The following is a 19,954-nucleotide window of genomic DNA, read 5'->3' as shown; positions in this document are numbered from 1 at the left end:
GGCGCTCAGGTAGACGTGCAAACGGTTGGCTGCTCGAACGCGCGCGTCGCGCGCCGGTCGGCGGGCACGATGAACGGCTGCGCGTCGAGACGCCAGACGCTGCGCGTTGCGCCGCCGAGTTGCAGGTCGATGGACGGGTCGCCGTGAATTTCGCCGATCTGCGCACACGCGATGTCGCGCGCCTGAAAACGCGCGATGACCGCATCGACATGCTCGTCCCGTACGCTCAGCAAATAGCCGAAGCTCGGGAAAATCTCGAGCCAGCGCGCAAGCGGCACGTCCGCAGGCTTGGGCAATCGATCGAGATCGATGCGCACGCCCACGCGCGAGCACTCGGCCAGCATCATTGCCGTTCCCGCGATGCCCGCCATGCTGATGTCCTTCGCAGCCCCGCAGAGCCCGCTTTCTGCAAGCTCCGCGAGCACCGCCAGGTCGCCGCGCAAACGGTGTGCGGGCGCTTCGGTCGCGGCATTCCAGTACGGATACGGCTCCACGAACGCGCCGCGCAAGTCCACGGCCATGAGCAGTTTCTCGCCGGCCCGGGCCGCAAAGCTCGAAAGCAGATGCTTCGCTCGACCGACGATTGCCACCGCGAGTTGCGTGCGCTCGCTGCGCGCGTTGCTATGGCCGCCCACGATCGGCACGCCCAGTTGCCGCGACGCCGCCGCCATGCCTTCGAGCACCGGCGCGGCGGGTTCTACGCCATCGCTCCAGATCACATCGACGACAGCAATCGGCCGGCCGCCCATCGCGCATACGTCGCTCACGTTCACGAGCACCGAGCAGTAACCCGCGAACCACGGCATCGCCTCGATCAGGTCGCTCACCATGCCTTCGGCGGCGAAGAGCAGATACCCGTCGCCGTCGGGTATCGCGGCGCAGTCGTCGCCTGCGGCCATCATCGCGGAGTCTGCGTTGTCCTTGCTACCTGCGTCGAGCGCGGCCAGCATCGGCGCGATATCGGATTTGTGCGCAACGCCGCGGCCCACGCGCAGTTTCGCAACGAGTTCGTCGAGCGTCATGCCGCCCTCCGCTGATCGATAACGAAGCCGTCGAAAGGCGTGGCGCAAGGCGGATAGTGGGCGAGATCGGCGCGCATGACGTGATGCGCGCGCCCGAAGACCATCGCCTCTTCGACCGTGTGCCAGTGCAGACGGCGAAAGAGCGGCGCATTCTGCGCCTGAACGTGCGCGAGGAACGTCTCGCAGCCGAACGCATGAGCGCTGCTCACGGCAAGACGGATCAAGGTTGCGCCAATGCGGCCGTGACGCCGGTATGGCGCGCTCACCGCGAGGCGCGAGCCGTACCATGCCGCTTCCGTCGCGTGGTCGCGATGAATGCGTACTGTGCCGACCACCTGCGGCGACTCGCCGTGCGGATTGACAACGGCCACGAGCAGTTGCGCGTGTGCGTCGATCTCATCACGATCGTCGTGCGCGAAGATGCCCTGCTCCTCGCAGAACACGGCGCGGCGAATGGCAAATGCGGCTTCGCGCTCCCATGCGTAACGCGCCCAGCGCACGACCATGAGCTCGTCCCCGGCACCAGGATGCATCGCGTTCATGCCGCCACCTTTTCGAACGAAGAGAGCGAAGAACACGCGCCGCATTTTCCGCAGCCTGCCTTGATATCGGCCGCGCGCAAGCCCGCCTCGCGCACCATCGCGCCGAGTGGCGCGAGTATCGAGCGCATGAATTCCGGTGTGGGCGGCGCATGATCTTCGAGCGGCGTGCCGGAGATGGGCACGAACGGCACGACGAACGGATACACGCCGATCTGCAGCAGTTGCTGCGCCATCTCGAGCACACGCTCGGGCGAATCGCCGAGGCCAGCGAGCATATAGGTGCTCACCTGGCCGCGCCCGAACACCTCGACCGCCGCTTCGAACGCCGACATGTAGCGGCTCACCGGCACCGCCGCCTTGCCCGGCATGATGCGCGCGCGCTCGGCCTCCCCCAGCACTTCCAAATGCATACCGAGCGTGTCGATGCCCGCCTCGCGCATGCGCGCGAACCACGCATCGTCGTCGGGCGGCTCGCATTGCGCCTGAATGGGCAGGTCGACTGCGTGCCGGATCGCACGCGCGCTGTCGCACAGAATGGCCGCGCCGCGATCGGGCGTGGGCGGCGTGCCAGTCGTGAGCACCATGTGCTTCACGTTGTCGAGCAGCACGGCCGCGCGCGCCACTTCGGCCAATTGTTGCGGCGTCTTGTGCGCGACCGTGCGCCCCGCGGCAAGCGACTGGCCAATCGCGCAGAACTTGCACGCCTTCTTGCGGCTCTCGTAGCGAATACAGGTTTGCAGCACCGTGGTGGCAAGCACGTCGGTGCCGTGCAGCGTGGCGATGTGCGAATACGGCACGCCGTCGAGCGTTTGCAGCTTGTAAAAGCGCGGCTGCTTTGCGAACGCGATCTGCGCGATCGGGATGCTGCCGCGCGTGAGCACGCTCACGCCGTTGGCGTCGGGCGCATTCGCGACGAACGCGGACTGATGCGCGCCGTGCGTATGCACGGGCACCATCAGCGTGACGCCGTCGATGACTACGGCCTTGTGATCGGACGGCCCCGCGCCGCCACGCCTCGACAGCCCCTCGTGATCGGGCGCGGCAAGGCGCAGGCCGCTCGACTGCAGCTCAGTCAAGAGTTGCAGGCTCGATTCCGGGAAATTGACGCTGGCATTCATCGTGGGAACTCCATGAAGCGGTGACGGGCGTGTCGTCGAAAGAGAAAACCGGCGTGGCGGGCCGCTCGTTGATCGCGAGACTCAGCAGTTCGGGCCGCGCGTAGTGGCCAACCGAATCCATCATCCGTTTGCGCTTGGTGATGAGCGCCATGTCGAGATCGGCGATCACCATGCCCTCGCCTTCGCGCAGCGGCGCGGCCAGATGCTGGCCCTCGGGTGAAACGATCGCCGCGTTGCAGCCGCCGCGCAGCGCCTTTTGCAACTTCGGGTCGCTCGTGACGGAGGTGATTTGCGCGTCGGTCAGCCATCCCGTTGCGTTCACAACAAAACAGCCCGATTCGAGCGCGTGATGACGGATCGTCACTTCGATCTGCTCGGCAAAGATCGGCCCGACGAGCGAACCCGGAAACTGGCTGCAATGAATCTCTTCGTGCTGCGTCATCAGCGCGTAGCGCGCGAGCGGGTTGTAGTGCTCCCAGCAGGCGAGCGCGCCCACGCGGCCCACGGCCGTGTGCGCGACCTTCAGGCCGGCTGCGTCGCCCTGCCCCCAGATCATGCGTTCATGGAACGTGGGCGTGAGCTTGCGCCGCTTCACCTTGATCTGGCCGTCCGTATCGAAGATCAACTGTGTGTTGTAGAGGCTGCCGTGATCGCGCTCGTTCACGCCGAGCACGATCACCATGCCGTGCTCGCGCGCGAGCGCGCCGATGGTTTCCGTCACGGGGCCGGGTATCGTCACCGCCTGCTCGTACAGCCGCAAATGTTCCGCGCCCGACTGCACCGGTGGCAGCACGAACGAAAAGTACGGGTAGTACGGCAGAAACGTTTCGGGAAACACGGCTAGCTGCACGCCCTCGCGCGCGGCGCTGACAATCGCGTCGCCAACACGCGAGAGCGTGCCCGTGCACGATTCGAGATCCGGCGCGATCTGCACGGCGGCAGCGCGAACGATGCGCTTTGTGGATGTGGTCGACATGGCGATACCCGTGCGAAATCAAACCGTCCAGGTGTCGATCACGAGCGCGTTCGACTTGCGATGCAGCAGCTTCAGGTCGAGCACGTCGAGCGGATTGATGGCCCGCACGCCTTCGATCAGCGCGGCTTCGGTCTGGCCGTAAAGCGCTTGCAGCGCGAAGCGGCACGCGTAGACCTTGCCGCCTTCCGCCATGAACTTCATCAGCTGGTTGTTGAAGTTCAGATGGCCCGGAAACGCTTCGGCCCCGAGCGTCGGGAAGCCGCGCTGCACGCCGAGCATCACGCCCGGGCCGTAGAGCAGGATCGACGTTTCAAAGCCTTTGCGCTGCAGGCGCGTGGCCTGGAGCATGTTGACGAAGCCGATGGAACCTTCGAACGCGACGGTATGAAACGTGACGAGCGCTTTCTCGCCGCGTTCTGCCTTGACGTCCTCGAAGACCTTCTCTTCGTAGTCGACGAGGTAGTCACCGGTCTTGTGGGCGGGCGTGGTGATGGCGGGCATTGCGTGACTCCGTTCAATGATTGAGGACTGTGGCCGACCGGTGGCCGGCGTCTCTCTTTTCGCAACGGATATGCCATCAAGTGGCACGCGCCATGCAATCAATTGCCAATCAATGCCGCGTGCCGCGAATGATCCAGGTGATTTTTTCTCGCGAGGCGCGAGTGAGACGTGCGTGGACGATGTGGCTCGTCATCCGCGCAGCACCGGGTTCGCCCCGGCACTGGGCAACACACATGCGATTCAGGTGCATGCATGCATCATTTCGGATCATTCGATGCGATCACCTGCGATCAATTGTTTTATTTTTCGCCGCGCATTCTCACTAGAATGAGTCAGCCCATTATCGAAGGCGCTTTCGCGCAACGCCCCATGTCGAACGTCACCGCCCACTGGCTCAAACGGCTTGCCGAAAGCGACAAGCCCGTTTATCAGACCATTCCCGATCTCATCGAAGAAGACGTCGCGAGCGGCCGCCTGCGGCCGCGCGACCGGCTGCCGGCGCTGCGCGATCTCTCCGACGCGCTCAAGATCAACTACACCACGCTCGCGCGCGGCTATGCCGAAGCGCGCAAACGGGGCTTGATCGATTCGCGCGCGGGCAGCGGTTCATACGTGCGCGGAAGGCCGCCCGCGGTTCCGCTTCGCGCAGGCACCGCGCTGGAAATGACCATGAACATGCCGCCCGAACCGGCGGAATTGACTGTGCTGCTCGCGGAATCGGCGGCGCAGATCATCGGCACGGCCGACCCGTGGTCGATGCTGCGTTATCAGGATTTTGGCGGCTCGCAATACGAGCGCAGCATGGCGAGCCAGTGGCTGCGTCACACGCTGCCTTCGCATCGCACAGACGCGCTGCTGGTCTGCCCCGGCATACACAACGCGCTGGTCGCTTTGCTGCTCAGGCTCGTCAAGCCCGGCGAAGCGATCTGTACCGATTGCCTCGCGTATCCCGGTTTGAAGGTGATCGCGAATCAGCTTGGCATGCCGCTCGCGCCGTTGCCGCGCGACGACGAGGGCCTCAACGCCACAGCGTTCGAAGCGCTCTGCAAGACGCGCAAGCCCGGCGTGCTCTACTGCAATCCCACGCTGCAGAATCCGACCACGCGCACGCTCTCGCAAACCCGCCGCGAGCATATTGCCGATATCGCGCTGCGCTACAACGTGCCCATCATCGAGGACGACGCCTACGGCATGCTTTGCGAAACGCCGCCCGTCGCGCTCGCCACGCTCGCGCCCGAACTCACCTACTACGTGACGGGCATGTCCAAGTGCTTCGGCGCGGGCTTGCGCGTGGCCTTTGTCGTCGCGCCGGGCGCGCGTCATGCGGAGCGCCTTTCCGGCGCGCTGCGCGCGACCACCGTGATGGCGAGTCCGTATATGTCGAATCTCGCAGCGCGCTGGATCGAGAACGGCGTTGCACAGCAGATGCTAGAGGCCATTCGCAATGAGTGCGCGGTACGCCAGCATATTGCGGCACAGGTCTTTGCCGCGCGCGAAATCGAAGCGTCCAGCGACTGCTTTCATCTTTGGCTCACGGTGCCTTCGGAAACGGGCTGGAGCGCGTCGGAACTCGCATCGCATCTGCGCACGAAACAGATTGGCGTGGTCTCCGGCGCCGCATTCAGTACCGATGGCAATCCGCCCAATGCCGTGCGCATCTGCCTGGGCGGGCCAGGCGATGCAAGCGCGATGGAGGAGTCGCTGCACCTCGTGGCGGACATGCTCGATCATCCCGACCATCTGCATTCGCCCATGCTTTGAAGAGAGGCTTGTCCCGTGAGGGTCCAGTGCAGAATGTCCTGACGCAATGTTTACTTTCCTGCCAAGCTGTTACTCCTGATTGCCTCTTTCAGAAATCTGCAGAACCCTCGTCTCTTCTGCCCGACTGCTTGATCGGTCGTCGCCATCTCAACTTGCGCTGCTCTATCAGCATCTTCCAGTCGAGTTTCATGAACGCGTAGACCGACGCCAGCAGTGCCAGTTGCGAGAGCGCGAAGCCGATTCCAAGATACTGCCCGTCGAGCAGGGCTTCAGGATCGACGACCTCCGATGCAAACCGTCCGAGACGAGCCCAGATCACGTAGCTCACCGTGCGCCCTGCGAAAAACGCTGCGCCGATAAACCTGAGAGGCAAGCCCGACAGCCCGTAAGCGATGAACAGATAGTTGGACGGAAACGGGCTAAGCGCATAGAGCACAAAGGCTCCGGCCGTCTTCTTCTTATGCTTCTTGAGCCACGCGCTGACCACGTCTATGTTTTGTCGATCCGCCTCGCGAATCCAGCGCCTTCTTACCAGTGAACGAGAGAAGCCGGCCAGCGCGAGTCGACCGAGCGTCGCCGCACTGGCCGCTACAAGGGCAAAGAGCAGCGGGCTGCCCTCGCGAACATTGAAGCCGACCCACGACATGGCCATCCACGTTGGCGGCGCAAACGCCGGCATGAGATTGATGAGCAACACAATCAGAAACAGGATCGCGAGGGTCTTCACGCCGCTCCTCCATGAGCGCACTTGCGCACGCTTCGGGCTTCGGCAACTTCGCCGGGGCCGAACTCCGTTTGCTGTTGCGACAGTCTCCGACGTGCGCCGCCGACCGGCGAAATGCGTCCTGCCGCGGGATTAACCGGCCGATTCCGGTACGAGTAGCAGCGGCACCGCGCTCAAGCGCACCTCCCGTTCCGCGACGCTGCCGAGCAGCCAGCGCGTGAGACCGCGGCGCCCGTGCGTTCCCAGTACCACGAGCTGCGCCTTCCAGTGCCGCGCCTCCCGGTCGATCGTGTGAGGCACGTCATCATACGTATTCCTCGTCTTGATGAGCGCCGTCTCCACCACCCATTCCTTTTGCTGGCCGTGCGCGGCAAGCTCGTCTGCGGCCGCCTTGACGGCAATATGCCCGCTCTCGGTCAGCACGGTTTCGAGTTGTCTTTCGAAGGGCCCTGTCCCGGATGCGAGTAGCCGGTCAACAACGTAAATGACGCGGCAATCCGCCCGCGGCGCGACCAGCCGGGCACCCACACGCAAAGCGGCCACGGACGCGGCGCTCCCGTCGGTCGCAAAAAGAACCCGGGACGGCAACGCGTCCGACCCGGCCTCATGGCCGACCGGCACGATCAGGACTGGCCATTGAAGCAGCCGGGCAAGCGGTGCGGAAACCTCGCCTTCCACCCAGCGCAACAGCGCCCGGTGATGCCGCGTGCCGAGGACAACAAGGTCGGGGGACCATTGCGACATCGCTTCGGCGAGCGCGTGTACGAGGTCTCCGCCTTCCTTGCAAAGGTCGATCAGTTGCGTCTCCAGCTGAGATCCGCAGCCATCCAGCGCGGATCGTGCCGCCTCAATCGCCTCCCCGGCATCACGCCGTAGCTCCTCTCGCGCAGCCTCGAGCCGCGACCCAACCCACGCTCCGAGTGGCACGAGCGTGCGTGGATTCTCGGCGACGGAAACGATGCACAACGTTGTGCCGGGATGCAGGAGCCGCCTCAGATACCCGATTGCCGCGGCCGAGGCCGGGGTGGAATCGACGGCGACCATGATCCTCGCGAAGGGCACGGAAGCATTCGTGGCAGATTGCTGGGTCATTTCGCACCTCGCGGTCAATGACGAAATATCATCCCCTACGGTACTTGGGGTAACGCGCTGACGTTTGATGCAGATCATCCTGCTTTGCGCTTGAACGATCAAGGTGAGCCGTAGTAATAGGGCACGGAGAATCCGTTTCGCAGGCTGCCCCCATGGCAGAAGCTATTCGTCTGCAGTGCCCCCTGGTTTGCAAGCGGCGAGGCGGTGCTCAGCCTTCCTCGCCTACGAACAAACGGTTGACAACGGTTGACCACACAGCGCTACGGATTCTCGGCTCGTGACGGTTGAGCGGCAGCCCCGGACGACTTGCGTACTTTGGCGACCTGCTCGGCTGTTACTGGCGAAGCATGATTTCCCCAGCTCGCACGGACGAACGTCAGTACATCTGCGACGTCACGGTCCGTCAGTCGCGCGTCGAATCCGGGCATGGCGTAGTGCGTCGGACCCGCCTTGGTCCACGGCATCTCTCCGCCTTGCAGCACGATGTGGATCAGCGAGGTCGGATCGTCCGTGTTCACGACCGTCGACAGTGCCAACGTCGGGAACGTGCTCTCGTAGCCGCTGCCGCTCGTACGGTGGCACGCCGCGCAGTTGTCGACGAACGTCAGCGCACCGTTGCTGCGGTCAGTGCCGGCGCGCAACGCGTTGGCCGAGGCAGGATCAGCCGCGAGTGTGCTACCCGATGTGTTGGCCGGCGCGAGCGTTTTGAGGTACGCGGCGATCGCAGCAAGGTCCTGATCACTCATATGCTGCGTGCTGTTCTGCACGACTTCCGCCATCCCGCCGAACGCGGCCGAATGCGCCGTGCGTCCGCTCTTCAGGAACGCGACGATGTCAGCTTCGCTCCAGTTCCCAAGGCCGTCCTTGCGATCGCCACGCAGATTCTTCGCGAGATAGCCGTCGACCACGCCGCCCGACAGGAACAGGCTGCCGTCGTCGGTCAGCGACTTCTCCTCCAGGCCATACCCTCTGGGCGTGTGGCACGCGCTGCAGTGCGCGAGGCCTTCCACGAGATAGCGGCCACGCGCAACCGGGTCGTTCGGCAGCGGGCTGTCGTCGCTCGCGACTTCCGGCGCAAATGCCCCGCGCCAGAAGCGCAACGGCCAGCGCATCGAGAGCGGCCACGGAATGTCGGACGCGCGATTGCCCTGCGAGACCGGCTCGACCCCATGCATGAAATACGCGTACAGCGCTTTCACATCCGAAGGTTTGATCTTTGCATACGAGACGTACGGCATGGCTGGGTACAGCGTCGAACCATCCTTCGCGACACCGTGGCGCACGGCGCGATCGAAGTCGTCGAGCGTGTAGGTGCCGATGCCGGTAGCCTTGTCGGGCGTGATGTTGGTCGAGTAGATCGTGCCGATCGGCGATGCGATGCCAAGACCGCCCGCGAATGGCTTGCCGCCCTTCGCCGTGTGGCAGGCAATACAGTCGCCTGCGGCTGCGAGGTAGCGGCCCTTCTGGATCAGCTGTGCGTCGGCGGCGGTTGGCGCGGCTGCAGCCACGGCCTGCGCGGATACACCGGCACTCGCTGCAGTCGTCACAAAAGCAACCGTACAGGCCATGGCAAACGTAATCTTTTTCATGATGTTTGCCCGCTCCTTATGCCTGCACCAGCGCAGCCGGGTTCTTCAGGTACTGCTCGCGAATCGCCTTGGCCGAGTGATACGCGAGTGCCGCGACAATGCCCGTCGGGTTATAGCCCATGTTCTGCGGGAACGCCGAGGCGCCCATCACGAACACGTTGGGCACGTCCCAGCTTTGCAGATACTTGTTGACGACGCTCGTCGCGGGCGATGCGCCCATCACAGCGCCGCCCGTGGTATGCGTCGACTGGTACACGCGCGTGTCGTAGTGCTGGCCTTTCTTGCGGATCGCGCGGAAATACTTCTCGGGATTCATCGCCTTCGCGACTTCTTCCATGCGCGTGCCGACGTAGTCGAGCATCGCGTACTCGTTGTCGTGCCAATCGAACGTCATGCGCAGCAGCGGCAAACCGTACGCATCGCGATAGGTCGGATCAAGGTCGAGGTAGGCATCGCGATACGGCATCACGGAACCCGAAATGCCGATCGTCATGTAACGCTGGTACGCATCCGAAATGCCGGCTTTCCATCCGCTGCCCCAGGTCGGCGTGCCCGGTACGGTCGCGGCCTGCTTGATCGGGCGGCCACCCGTTCGAATGTGACGCACGCTCGCGCCGCCGAGAAAGCCGAGTGGACCATGGTCGAACTGATCGCCGTTGAGATCGTCCATGCCCACGCCGCCCGCGCCACTGCCGATGAACGGATTGAGCTGCGTACCCTTCGGCAGAAGCACGTTGATGCCGCCGTTCATCTGATACGCGTAGTTGCGCCCCACCACGCCTTCACCCGTTTTCGGGTCGTACGGCTTGCCGATGCCCGAGAGCAGCAACAAGCGCACGTTGTGCATCTGGAACGCGGCGACGATGACCATATCCGCGGGCTGTTCGACTTCGCGTCCTTGCGCGTCGATGTAGGTGACGCCGGTCGCGCGCTTCTTGTCCGGCGAAAGCATGACCTTCGTGACGTACGATTTGGTGCGCAGCTCGAAATTGGGCTTCTTGAGCAGCACCGGCAAAATGGTGGTCTGCGGCGACGCCTTCGAGTACATGTAGCAGCCGAAGTCTTCGCAGAAGCCGCAGAAGTTGCACGGTCCAAGCCGCACGCCATACGGGTTCGTGTACGGCGCCGACGCGTTCGCCGCAGGCGCATCGTATGGATGAAAACCCACTTCGCGCGCGGCCTTTTCAAAGAGCGTGGCGCCGAGGCCGTTCTTCAGCGGCGGGGTTGGAAACTCGCTGCTGCGACGGCCTTCGAGCGGATTGCCGCCCGCCTGGATCTGACCGTTGAGATTGCCCGCCTTTCCAGACGTGCCGAACACTTTCTCCGCGAAATCGAAGAACGGCTCCATCTCGTCATAAGTGACGCCGAAGTCCTGAACCTGCATGCCTTCGGGAATGAACTTCTTGCCGTAGCGCGCTTCATAGCGCGTGCGCAACTCCAGTTCTTCGGGCAGCATCCGGTAGTGCATGCCGTTCCAGTGAAAACCGGCGCCGCCCACGCCATTGCCGAGCAAAAACGACGCGTGTTGACGGTACGGCACCGCGAGATCGTCAACGCCGTGCCGGATGGTCACGGTTTCCGTCGACAGATCCTGGAAAAGCGCGCCGCGCACGCCATATTTGAGTTCGTCGACGACTTTGGGATAGTTCGCATCGGTCGGCGTGTCGCGCATCGCGCCGCGTTCGAGCGCGACTACGTTCAAACCCGCATCGGTGAGTTCTTGCGCGAGAATCGCGCCGGTCCAGCCAAAACCTGCGATGACACAATCGACCTTGTTCTTCTTGATCGCCACTGCTTACCCCCGCCTGCCATTGATCGACACCGGACCGTACGGGTACTTCACGCCCGGTTGATCGATCCAGTCCATAAAGTCCGCGCGCGCGCCCGGAAAGCCGACCATCTTCCAGCCGGCCATGTCCTTGTTGCCGCCGTAGATCGGATCGGCAAGGAAGCCTTCCTTGGTGTTGCCCAGCAGGAACGAGAAGAAGGTGCGCGAGGGCACGGTTTCAAACGCGAGCTTGCCGTGCTCCATGTCGTGCAGCACCGCTTCCTGCGCCGCCACGTCGAGTTCGGCGAAGGTCTTGCCGCCATGGTTCCTGGCACAGTACGCATCGCAGGCCTGGATGCCGTGACGGTAGACGTCACGCGGCGCGAGGTTGATCTGGTAGCCCATTTCCGGCACGGCGTCGGGATGGAACGGCCCCTGCATGTACCAGAGCTTGCCGTGGCCATATGGCATTTCCATCTGGCGATCGATGTATTCGGGCACGCCGGCCTTCACGGCACCTGGGCCGTGTTCATCTTCGGGAATCAAACGGTCCACGGCTGCATGCAGAAATTTCCATTCCGCAGCCGTGAAATACGTGGGCTGGTAGTTTTCGCTGGCGGTCGCAGCGGGGGACGCATTGCTGCTGCAGGCACTTTGAGTGAGCGTTGCACCCGACGCGACCGTTGCGGCGGGCACGATGGCCAGCACCTGCCGCAGGAAGCGGCGGCGCGGCTCCTGTTCTTGGGACATGGGATTTTTTCTCTGTTGAATAATTATGTTTTTACTTAATTATATGCGGCGCTTTGTCGCAGTGCAGCGAGCCCGGCACCGCCGGGCTCAACACAAGTCAGGCTGCCTCGTCGCCGAGCGAGAACTGCGCCGCCGTCGCCGCAAGCATGCGCGCCTGGTCCTCGAGTGAACTCGCCGCCGCAGCGGCCTCCTCGACGAGGGCGGCATTCTGCTGCGTGGCGTTGTCCATGTTGTTCACGGCAATGCTGACCTGGCTGAGCCCATGGCTCTGCTCCTGTGTCGCTGCCGCGATCTCCGACATGATGGAGTTCGTGCGCGCGACCGCGTCGATCAGTTCGCTCATGGTGTCGCCGGCTTCGTTGACCTGCCGCGCGCCATCGTCGATACGCGTCGTCGACTGCGCGATCAGCTCGCGAATTTCCTTCGCAGCGGCGGAAGAGCGTTGGGCGAGCGTGCGGACCTCGCCCGCCACGACCGCGAAGCCGCGCCCCTGATCGCCGGCACGTGCGGCTTCGACTGCCGCGTTGAGCGCGAGGATGTTGGTCTGGAACGCGATCCCTTCGATGATCGAGGTGATCTCCGCCACCGACGCAGAGCTTTGGCTGATGTCGCCCATCGTCTTCACGACGCGCGAAACGACTTCGTGCCCGCGCCGCGCGATATCCGATGCCGATGACGACAGCTCGCTCGCGCGCTGCACGTTGTCGGCGTTTTGGCGCACGGTGCTCGACAACTGCTCGGCGCTCGTTGCCGTCTCCTGGAGCGATGCCGCCTGCGATTCGGTGCGTGCCGACAAGTCGGCGTTGCCTGCAGCAATCTGGCGGGTCGCGGTCGCGATAGCGTTGCTGCCTTCACTCAGCGTGCGCACCGTGCGTCGCAGGTTCGCCTGCATCTCCACCAGCCCGCCGAGCATGCGACCCATTTCATCGTTCGTGCGGACCTCGATCTTGCGACCGAGATTACCCTGCGCGATCTGCCCGAAATGCGTGATGGCATCGTTCACGGGCACGAGAATCGCCTTGCGCAGGAAATACCAGCTGGCCGCCGCTGCGCAGAGTCCCGCGATGATTGCGACAATGCTCGCCGCAAGAAATAGCTGGTAGCGGCGCTCGGTCGCTTCGTACTGCTCTTTCGATTGATCGAACTGATACTTTTTCAGTGCGTTCGCAGCGTCCTGCATGCTCGTATAGACCTTCCCCACGCTGAACATCAGCTTGAGAATTTCGTCGCGATTGCCGCGCTGCGTGGCTTCACGAAAACGCGCCAGCTCCGCTTCAGTCGCCTGGTACTGCTGAGTCACGCCGGCAGCCAGCCGGTCCTCCTCCGCATCGCGCGGCAGGGAAAGATATTTTTGCCATGCTGCATCGGCGGCATCACGGACCTCCTTCTCTTTCCCGTACATGTTCTGCGCGTCATCCGAGCCTGGATTGATCGCGGAGCGGTCGAGCGATGTGCGCTGGCGCCCGACCATGATGGTCATTTCCCCAACGGCAATTGATTTCGGCAATTGTTCCGAGTAGGTATGGCGGTTCGCATCGTTGCTGGCCACCATGCCCGCGAGCCCGAACCCGCCAATTACAACCAGAAGAATGCTAAGGAACAACATGGCCGCAACGAGACGACCATTGATTGAAAAGTGGGTGCGCTGCATCGTCGAGGAGTGGCTCTGCCGTAAACAAGGAAATTGAAGTTTGTCGCGAACTGAAAACCGGACAAGCACCAGATTGCATTATCGACACTCAAAACATCGACTTTAGTGTTTACTGAAAAATGAAGAAATTATTCAGTCGTCAAGTTAGCTTCACGGCGATGAACAGACAGCGAAAAGAATAATATGTGCGATCGTTCGTATATTTACGTGGCATCTTTTACGCAGCGCAAATTGATAAATTGGCTGCCCATTGTTCTGCTCCCGATACTCCGAAGTGCGATCGAATCAACCGGCCACGTGGCCGGTCTTCGCACACCGCAGCGCGCCGCGAGTTTCAGTCGAGCCCACCCTGGCACAGATACTTGATGCTGAGGTAATCGTCGAGGCCATACTTCGAGCCTTCGCGCCCATAGCCGGACTCCTTCACGCCGCCGAAAGGCGCTGCTTCGCTGGCCACGGCGCCCTCGTTGATGCCGACGATACCGACTTCCAGTTTTCGCGCCACACGATCGATTCGGCGCACGTCGTTTGTGTAGAAGTAAGCAGCGAGACCGAATGGCGTATCGTTTGCAATCCTGATTACATCGTTCTCGTCCGTGAAGCGGAATAGCGGCGCCACAGGCCCGAACGTTTCCTCGCAGCACAGCACCATCGCGTCGGTCGCGTCGGCGAGCACGGTGGGCGCGTAATAATTCGGTCCCAGTTCGCCAAGTCGCTTGCCGCCCGTGAGTACGCGCGCGCCGTTCGCCACGGCGTCGTCGACGTGCTTTGCGATCTTGTCGATCGCGCGCTCGTTGATCATCGGGCCGATTTGCGCCTTCAGGTCCGTCGCCGGTCCAACGTGAAGCGCAGCCACACGCTGCGCGAGCAGATGCCCAAATCGTTCGTACACCGATTCATGCACGTAGATGCGGTTGGGACAGACGCAGGTCTGGCCGCCGTTGCGGAACTTGGCCGCCATCAGGCCGTTGACGGCCGCGTCGAGGTCGGCGTCCTCGAACACGATAAACGGCGCGTTGCCGCCCAGTTCCAGCGAGAGCTTCTTGAGCGTGCCTGCCGACTCGCGCGCCAGATGCTTGCCCACCGCCGTCGAGCCCGTGAAGGTGATCTTGCGCACGCGATCGTCGGCGAGCCAGTCGGCCACAGCGGCAATACCTTCGTCACGCGCGGCCGAGATCATGTTGAGTACGCCGTCGGGCAAGCCCGCCTCCTGCGCAAGCGCGGCGAGCGCGAGTGCCGTGAGCGGCGTGTCTTCGGCGGGCTTCGCCACGACGGTGCAGCCGGCAGCGAGCGCCGGGGCGATCTTGCGCGCGATCATTGCGAGCGGGAAATTCCACGGCGTGATCGCGGCGACCACGCCAATCGGCTCCTTGATCGCGCTCATGCGCTTGCCGCGCTGCGTCTGCGGAATGATGTCGCCATAGACCTTCGTCGCCTCTTCGGCAAACCACGCAACGTACGAAGCCCCATACGCGACTTCGCCGCGCGCCTCCGCGAGCGGCTTGCCCTGCTCCATAGACATGAGGCGGGCCAGATCCTCGCTGTTCTCGATGATGAGCGCGTGCCAACGGCTGAGCACCTGCGCCCGCTCGCGGGGCAGCTTGTCGCGCCAGGCGGGCAAGGCGCGGCTCGCCGCTTCAGTCGCCGCGCGGGCATCGCGGGCCGAGCTGTTGGCAACCTGCGCGAGCGTGTCCTGCGTCGCGGGATTCGTCACACCGTAACGGCTGCCTCCGGCGGCGGCGATCCACTTGCCGTCGATGAAATTTTCCTGTCGAAGCAGTTCGCCTCGCGTCAACTCCAAACTCACTGCATGCTCCTTTCTACAAGGGATTTCGAGTATCGAAATCGTCAGATGTCCAGCGCCTGCGCGTGCTGTACTTCTGCTCGCGCACGCAAATATGTCCGTAAGCCGCTAGACCGTCGCGACGGGTGTGACCGGCGAGCCGACCGCGCGCGGCAGCCGCAGCGGCGGCGCGGTCAACAGAAAACGGTTGCGGCCGTGCGCGTGCAACCAGTCTGCGAGTTCGCTCAAATGCCAAAGCTCGCCCAGATGCACGCCAAGCCGGAACAAGCACAAATCGTGCAACGGATGCGAGGGATAGCGCGCGTCGTTGCAAGGCGCCGCGGGCAGGCATTCGACGGCCACGTTATCGGAGATCAGAGCGGCCACATTCGATTCGATGATCCAGCGGCGCAGCGCTTCATCGCGGCCGTCGAGACCGGCAAAACCGCCTTCGAGCGCCTGTTCGTTCTGCGTGCGATAGACATCGAGCAACGCTTCGTCCATGCCCATGCGCAGGCAGAGCATGTCGCCGGCCTCGACAACCACGCACTGCGCCTTCATCGCTTCCATCAACTCGCGATAGCCAATGCGCAACGGCCCTGTGCCGAACTGCCGTTTGATATCGACCATCACCGCCCGCCCCTGCACACAGGTCGCCGCCATGTTGTCGATGCCGAGCCGCCAGGCGCCGCTCGCGCGACCCGTCTCGGGCAACGTCTCGTCGCGGTAATCGAGCGGTCCGACAATGTCCTCGCCCGCGCGAAAGCCGTTGTAGAAGCACATTTCCGGCTTGCCGTCGCCGTCGGCGTCGAACCATTGCCCCATGTGCGCGAGGCTGTCCCACTGCGTCGAATACTGCAGCGCGAGCGTGACCACGTCGTCGCAGATCACGTCGGTGAGGACCGCGTTGTCGCGCGAGAGCGGGTAGGTCATGTTCGGCTTGTCGCCGCGCATCGTCGGTTCGACTCGCGGCGGCGCGCGGCGCGGGTTCAGCACGCGGTTGCCGGGGCAATCGAGCGGCAGGCTCAGGCAGAACGTCCGGCCTTCGCGCGCTTCACGCAACCCTTCGAGCACCTTCGCGGGCGTGATCAGATTCAGGCGGCCGAGTTGATCGTCGGCGCCCCAGTCACCCCAGGTGGAATCTTCGGGTCGCCGGGTCCAGCGGCGTGAGGTTGTGTTCATCGGTGTGCTCCTGTTGGCCCGTTCAACGCGTGGCGCTGCCGGCCGCCAGCATCGGCGTTCCTGTTTCGCCGGGCTCCGTGCCGCCTTGAGTCGCGCCTTCGGCCGCTTCGCCGCGCGGCATCCAGCGCGAAGTATCGAACACGCTGATCGCGATCAGCAGCAGCGCGCCGCCCGCGATGAACGACGCCATCCCGAACTTGAGCCCGAGCGACGGCGTGACGAGCGCGATTGCATACGGGGCGACCACGCTTACCGAGGTCATCGCGTAGCTGATGCCAATGCCGGTCGCGCGCCCTTCCACCGGGAAACGCCGTGATTGATAGAGCGGCATGATGCCGAACAGGCCGTTCGCGAACATGCCCATGCAGAACGCGCCCACGCCGAGCAGGAAGTGGCTCTGCACCATCGTATAGAGCACCGTCGACGGGATCACGACGCCGAGGAACATGCAGATCGTGCGGCGCTCGCCGAAGCGGCTCGCGCTATAGCCCGAAAGCGGCTTGCCGATGACCGAGCCCACCGAATAGGCGATGATGAACGGAAAGATCTGGCTCGAGTCGAGATGTTGCGTCGTGAGCAGGAACGTGGGATACAGCACCTGCACGGCCCACAGCATGAAATTGATCGCGGCCGAAAAAAGCCACGCCTGCAAGACGGCCGGATTGAAGATGAACACTTCGCGCGCGCGGCGGCGCACCTTCGACTGCCGTTCACGCTCCCAGTCCGGCGACTCGCCCACGTTGCGGCGCAGGAAGAGCGTCAGCAGCGCGGGCAGCACGCCAAGGAAAAACATCCAGCGCCAGCCCGTGACGGGAAACAGAAAGTGGAATGCGAGCGCCGCGAGCAGATAGCCGAACTCGTAGCCCGCGACCATGATGCCCGAAGCGAGCGGACGAATTTTCGCGGGCACGGTTTCCATCAGCAGCGCGACCGATGCGGTCCACTCGCCGCCGAAGCCAATGCCGAACAAAACGCGCATGGCCATGAACGACGCGTAGCTCCACGCGAGGCCGCTCAAACCCGCGGCACATGAAAACCACAGCACGGCCGCCATGAACACGATCTTTCGACCGAAGCGGTCCGCGGCAAACCCCCAGCCGATCGTGCCCGCCACTTTCGCGAAGCCGGTTGCGGTCACCACGAACGCCATCGCGGGCAAGCCCACGTCGAACACCTTGCCCAGATGGGGAATCAGAAACAGCAGAATCGTAAAATCGAATGCGTCGAGCGCCCACCCCGCCGTCGCGGCAAAGATGATGCGCCAGTTCTCGCGCAGGGCCCGGATGTGCTCAGCCGCCCCGCTTTTCGCTGCGAAATCGTTCATGTCGCGTCTCCTCCTCCATCGCTTCGCGCGGTCTTTTGGCGCGCTGCCTCAGTCCGCCTTGCGCACGTCCGCGAAATCACGCGCGAGCTTGCGCGCCGCGTTCGCGAACATCAGGATGTCCACCCCCGTCGCGACGAACGTGCAGCCAAGCTCCAGGTAGTGACGCGCGAGTGCCGGGTCGGACGTGAGTGTTCCCGCTGCTTTGCCCGACGCGACGATCGTGCGGATCGCCCCGTCGATCGCCTGCTGCACTTCGGGATGCGTGGCCCGGCCGCGATAACCCATGGAAGCCGCGAGATCAGCCGGCCCAATGAATACGCCGTCCACGCCGTCCACGGCGCAGATCGCTTCGAGGTTGCCAAGCGCCGTCGTCGTTTCCGCTTGCACGAGCAAGCATACTTCGTCATCCGAAATATCCAGGTAGTCGGTACGCAGGCTCCAGCGCGACGCGCGGCCCACCGCGCTGCCCACGCCGCGAATGCCATGCGGCGGATAGCGCACGGCGGCGACGAGCGCGCGCGCTTCGTCGGCGGTATCGACCATCGGCACGAGCAGATTGCGCGCGCCGATATCGAGCAGACGCTTGAGCAGCGCCGGGTCGCCGTTCACGGGGCGCACGACCGGTTCGCCCGGGTACGGCGCCACGGCCTGCAGTTGTGCGAGGATCGTGCGCAGTTCGTTCGGTGCGTGCTCGCTGTCGATGAGGAGCCAGTCGAAGCCGGCCGTCGCGCTCACTTCTGCGAGATACGGATCCGCCATGGAAAGCCAGAAGCCAACCTGCTTCTTGCGCGCGGCGAGCGCCGCCTTGAACGGATTAAGCGCTGAAGTCTGCGGGTTCATGAATGCGTGTCTCCTGTGAAGGGTCGCCGAATTGAATGGGTTCCACCTTCCCGAGGAGGAACAGATAGTTGATGATCGCAATGCCGATCAGCGCCGCCGAGAACAGCAGCGCGGCAACGAACGAACCGGTCGCGCCAACAATCGCGCCCGTGACGATCGGGCCGACCACGCCGCCGAGATTCGACACGGAGTTTTGCAGGCCCGCGATCATCGAAACGGCATTGGGCGGCGCGACGTCGCCGGGTAGTGCCCACACCTGCGAAGCCGCGACCGTGGTGCCTGATTTCGCGACGCACAGCAGCAGCACCGCTACGAGCGCCGAGTGCGCAAACGCCGCGAAGCCGATGCTCGACGCCATCACGAGCCCGACCACGAGAAAGAGCTTGCGCGTGGCAGTGAGCGAGAGCTTGCCACTCGCGAATACGCGATCCGAGGCCCACCCCGCGAAAATCTCGACGACGATCGACACGAGCAGCGGCAACGAGGCCATCCAGCCCATCTGCAGCACGCTCATGCCACGCTCCTTCATCAGATACGTGGGCAGCCACGTGATGAAGAAGTACGAGTTGTAATTGATCATGAAAAAGCCGATGCACATCGCCCACACGTTGCGGTGCGCAAGCAGCTTGCGCCACGGCGGACGCGCGACGGGCTGCGCGCGTTGCGCGCTTTTATCGCTTTCGATGTGCGCGAGTTCCGCCGCATTCACGCGCGGATGCGCCGCGGGTGAGTCGGTGAAGCTCACGAGCCACGCGACGAACCACACGATGCCGAGCAGGCCCGTGAGCACGAAGGTCATCTTCCAGTCGAACACGGCCAGCATCCACGCGATCAGCGGCAAGGCGATCGCGCCACCCAGCTTCGAGCCACTGTCGAAAATGCCCGCAACGGTCGCGCGCTCCTTGCGCGGAAACCACCGCGTGGCAATACCCGCGTTGCTCGGGTACGCGCCCGCCTCGCCCACGCCCAGCGCCACGCGCAAACCGACGAGCGAGCGAAAGCCGGTCGCGAGGCCCGTCATCGCGGTCGCGAGCGACCACCAGAGCACCGCGAAACCCAGCACTTTCTTCTGGCCCAGCCGATCGGCGAGCAAGCCCGCCGGCAATTGCAGCAGCGCATACGACCAGAAAAACGCCGACATGACGATGCCCATCTGCATCGCGTCGAGATGGAACGCGGACTGAATTTTCGGCGCCGCCGCCGAGAGCACCGTGCGATCGATATAGTTGATCGCAATCGCCGCCCACATGAGGGCGGCAACCCACCAGCGCATCTTCGAGCGGCCGTGCCGCTGCGCAGATTCGAACATCTGCTGTCTCCCTACCTGTTCT

The 19,954-nt window shown here is 63.7% G+C and carries 17 protein-coding genes; 1 reads left to right on the top strand and 16 read right to left on the bottom strand.

From position 1 onward, the window contains the following. Window positions 1-5 precede the first annotated feature (5 nt). From U5A57_RS26340 to U5A57_RS26320, 5 genes are read right to left on the bottom strand one after another with little or no spacing between them, the layout of a single operon-like run. Complete coding sequence (locus tag U5A57_RS26340; RefSeq protein ID WP_321914562.1) at window positions 6-1,022, bottom strand: sll0787 family AIR synthase-like protein; 1,017 nt, start codon at window positions 1,020-1,022, stop codon at window positions 6-8. Further along, on the bottom strand, window positions 1,019-1,564 hold the full coding sequence (locus U5A57_RS26335; RefSeq protein ID WP_415764642.1) for an MSMEG_0567/Sll0786 family nitrogen starvation N-acetyltransferase: 546 nt from the start codon (window positions 1,562-1,564) through the stop codon (window positions 1,019-1,021). The genes U5A57_RS26340 and U5A57_RS26335 overlap by 4 nt, the downstream gene beginning before the upstream one ends. Beyond that, window positions 1,561-2,682, bottom strand: coding sequence for an MSMEG_0568 family radical SAM protein (locus U5A57_RS26330; protein ID WP_321914561.1), 1,122 nt, complete (start codon window positions 2,680-2,682; stop codon window positions 1,561-1,563). The genes U5A57_RS26335 and U5A57_RS26330 overlap by 4 nt, the downstream gene beginning before the upstream one ends. Then, window positions 2,633-3,658 (bottom strand): Nit6803 family nitrilase, encoded by a 1,026-nt coding sequence (locus U5A57_RS26325; protein WP_321914560.1) that lies wholly within the window; start codon window positions 3,656-3,658, stop codon window positions 2,633-2,635. Before U5A57_RS26325 ends, U5A57_RS26330 begins: the two co-directional genes overlap by 50 nt. Window positions 3,659-3,676: 18 nt before the next feature. Further along, the gene (locus tag U5A57_RS26320) at window positions 3,677-4,159 is read right to left on the bottom strand and encodes an MSMEG_0572/Sll0783 family nitrogen starvation response protein (RefSeq protein ID WP_321914559.1); all 483 of its coding nucleotides are present in this window, start codon (window positions 4,157-4,159) and stop codon (window positions 3,677-3,679) included. Between the two features lie 369 nt (window positions 4,160-4,528). Between U5A57_RS26320 and U5A57_RS26315 the strand changes: the two genes are divergently transcribed. Then, a complete protein-coding gene (locus U5A57_RS26315) occupies window positions 4,529-5,920 on the top strand; it encodes a PLP-dependent aminotransferase family protein (RefSeq protein WP_321914627.1) in 1,392 nt (463 codons plus the stop codon). Window positions 5,921-6,008: 88 nt separating this feature from the next. Here the strand turns inward: U5A57_RS26315 and U5A57_RS26310 are convergent, their stop codons facing one another. The 11 genes from U5A57_RS26310 to U5A57_RS26260 form a co-directional block, all read right to left on the bottom strand. Then, on the bottom strand, window positions 6,009-6,647 hold the full coding sequence (locus U5A57_RS26310; RefSeq protein ID WP_321914558.1) for a hypothetical protein: 639 nt from the start codon (window positions 6,645-6,647) through the stop codon (window positions 6,009-6,011). Window positions 6,648-6,776: 129 nt separating this feature from the next. Further along, window positions 6,777-7,736, bottom strand: coding sequence for a universal stress protein (locus tag U5A57_RS26305; RefSeq protein ID WP_321914557.1), 960 nt, complete (start codon window positions 7,734-7,736; stop codon window positions 6,777-6,779). Between the two features lie 260 nt (window positions 7,737-7,996). Continuing rightward, window positions 7,997-9,325, bottom strand: a complete 1,329-nt coding sequence (locus U5A57_RS26300; protein ID WP_321914556.1) for a cytochrome c — start codon at window positions 9,323-9,325, stop codon at window positions 7,997-7,999. A 16-nt stretch (window positions 9,326-9,341) separates the two neighbouring features. Continuing rightward, window positions 9,342-11,117 carry a GMC family oxidoreductase gene (locus tag U5A57_RS26295; RefSeq protein ID WP_321914555.1) on the bottom strand — a complete coding sequence of 592 codons (1,776 nt, stop codon included), beginning with the start codon at window positions 11,115-11,117 and terminating at the stop codon, window positions 9,342-9,344. 3 nt (window positions 11,118-11,120) lie between these two features. Further along, window positions 11,121-11,843, bottom strand: coding sequence for a gluconate 2-dehydrogenase subunit 3 family protein (locus tag U5A57_RS26290; protein WP_321914554.1), 723 nt, complete (start codon window positions 11,841-11,843; stop codon window positions 11,121-11,123). Between the two features lie 97 nt (window positions 11,844-11,940). Further along, the gene (locus tag U5A57_RS26285) at window positions 11,941-13,494 is read right to left on the bottom strand and encodes a methyl-accepting chemotaxis protein (protein WP_321914553.1); all 1,554 of its coding nucleotides are present in this window, start codon (window positions 13,492-13,494) and stop codon (window positions 11,941-11,943) included. A 334-nt stretch (window positions 13,495-13,828) separates the two neighbouring features. Continuing rightward, on the bottom strand, window positions 13,829-15,301 hold the full coding sequence (locus tag U5A57_RS26280; protein ID WP_321914552.1) for an NAD-dependent succinate-semialdehyde dehydrogenase: 1,473 nt from the start codon (window positions 15,299-15,301) through the stop codon (window positions 13,829-13,831). Window positions 15,302-15,406: 105 nt separating this feature from the next. Then, window positions 15,407-16,459 (bottom strand): cyclase family protein, encoded by a 1,053-nt coding sequence (locus U5A57_RS26275; RefSeq protein ID WP_321914551.1) that lies wholly within the window; start codon window positions 16,457-16,459, stop codon window positions 15,407-15,409. A 22-nt stretch (window positions 16,460-16,481) separates the two neighbouring features. Further along, a complete protein-coding gene (locus U5A57_RS26270) occupies window positions 16,482-17,783 on the bottom strand; it encodes an MFS transporter (RefSeq protein WP_321914550.1) in 1,302 nt (433 codons plus the stop codon). Between the two features lie 48 nt (window positions 17,784-17,831). Beyond that, a complete protein-coding gene (gene hpaI / locus U5A57_RS26265) occupies window positions 17,832-18,623 on the bottom strand; it encodes a 4-hydroxy-2-oxoheptanedioate aldolase (RefSeq protein WP_321914549.1) in 792 nt (263 codons plus the stop codon). Further along, window positions 18,598-19,932: an MFS transporter gene (locus U5A57_RS26260; protein WP_321914548.1), complete on the bottom strand. Its 1,335-nt coding sequence runs from the start codon at window positions 19,930-19,932 to the stop codon at window positions 18,598-18,600. Before U5A57_RS26260 ends, hpaI begins: the two co-directional genes overlap by 26 nt. Window positions 19,933-19,954: the final 22 nt, after the last annotated feature.

The sequence above is a fragment of the Paraburkholderia sp. J11-2 genome, from assembly GCF_905220185.1.
GTDB lineage: Bacteria > Pseudomonadota > Gammaproteobacteria > Burkholderiales > Burkholderiaceae > Paraburkholderia.
Note: the sequence above shows the minus strand (reverse complement) of the source record. Positions and strands in the feature narration are given on the sequence as shown.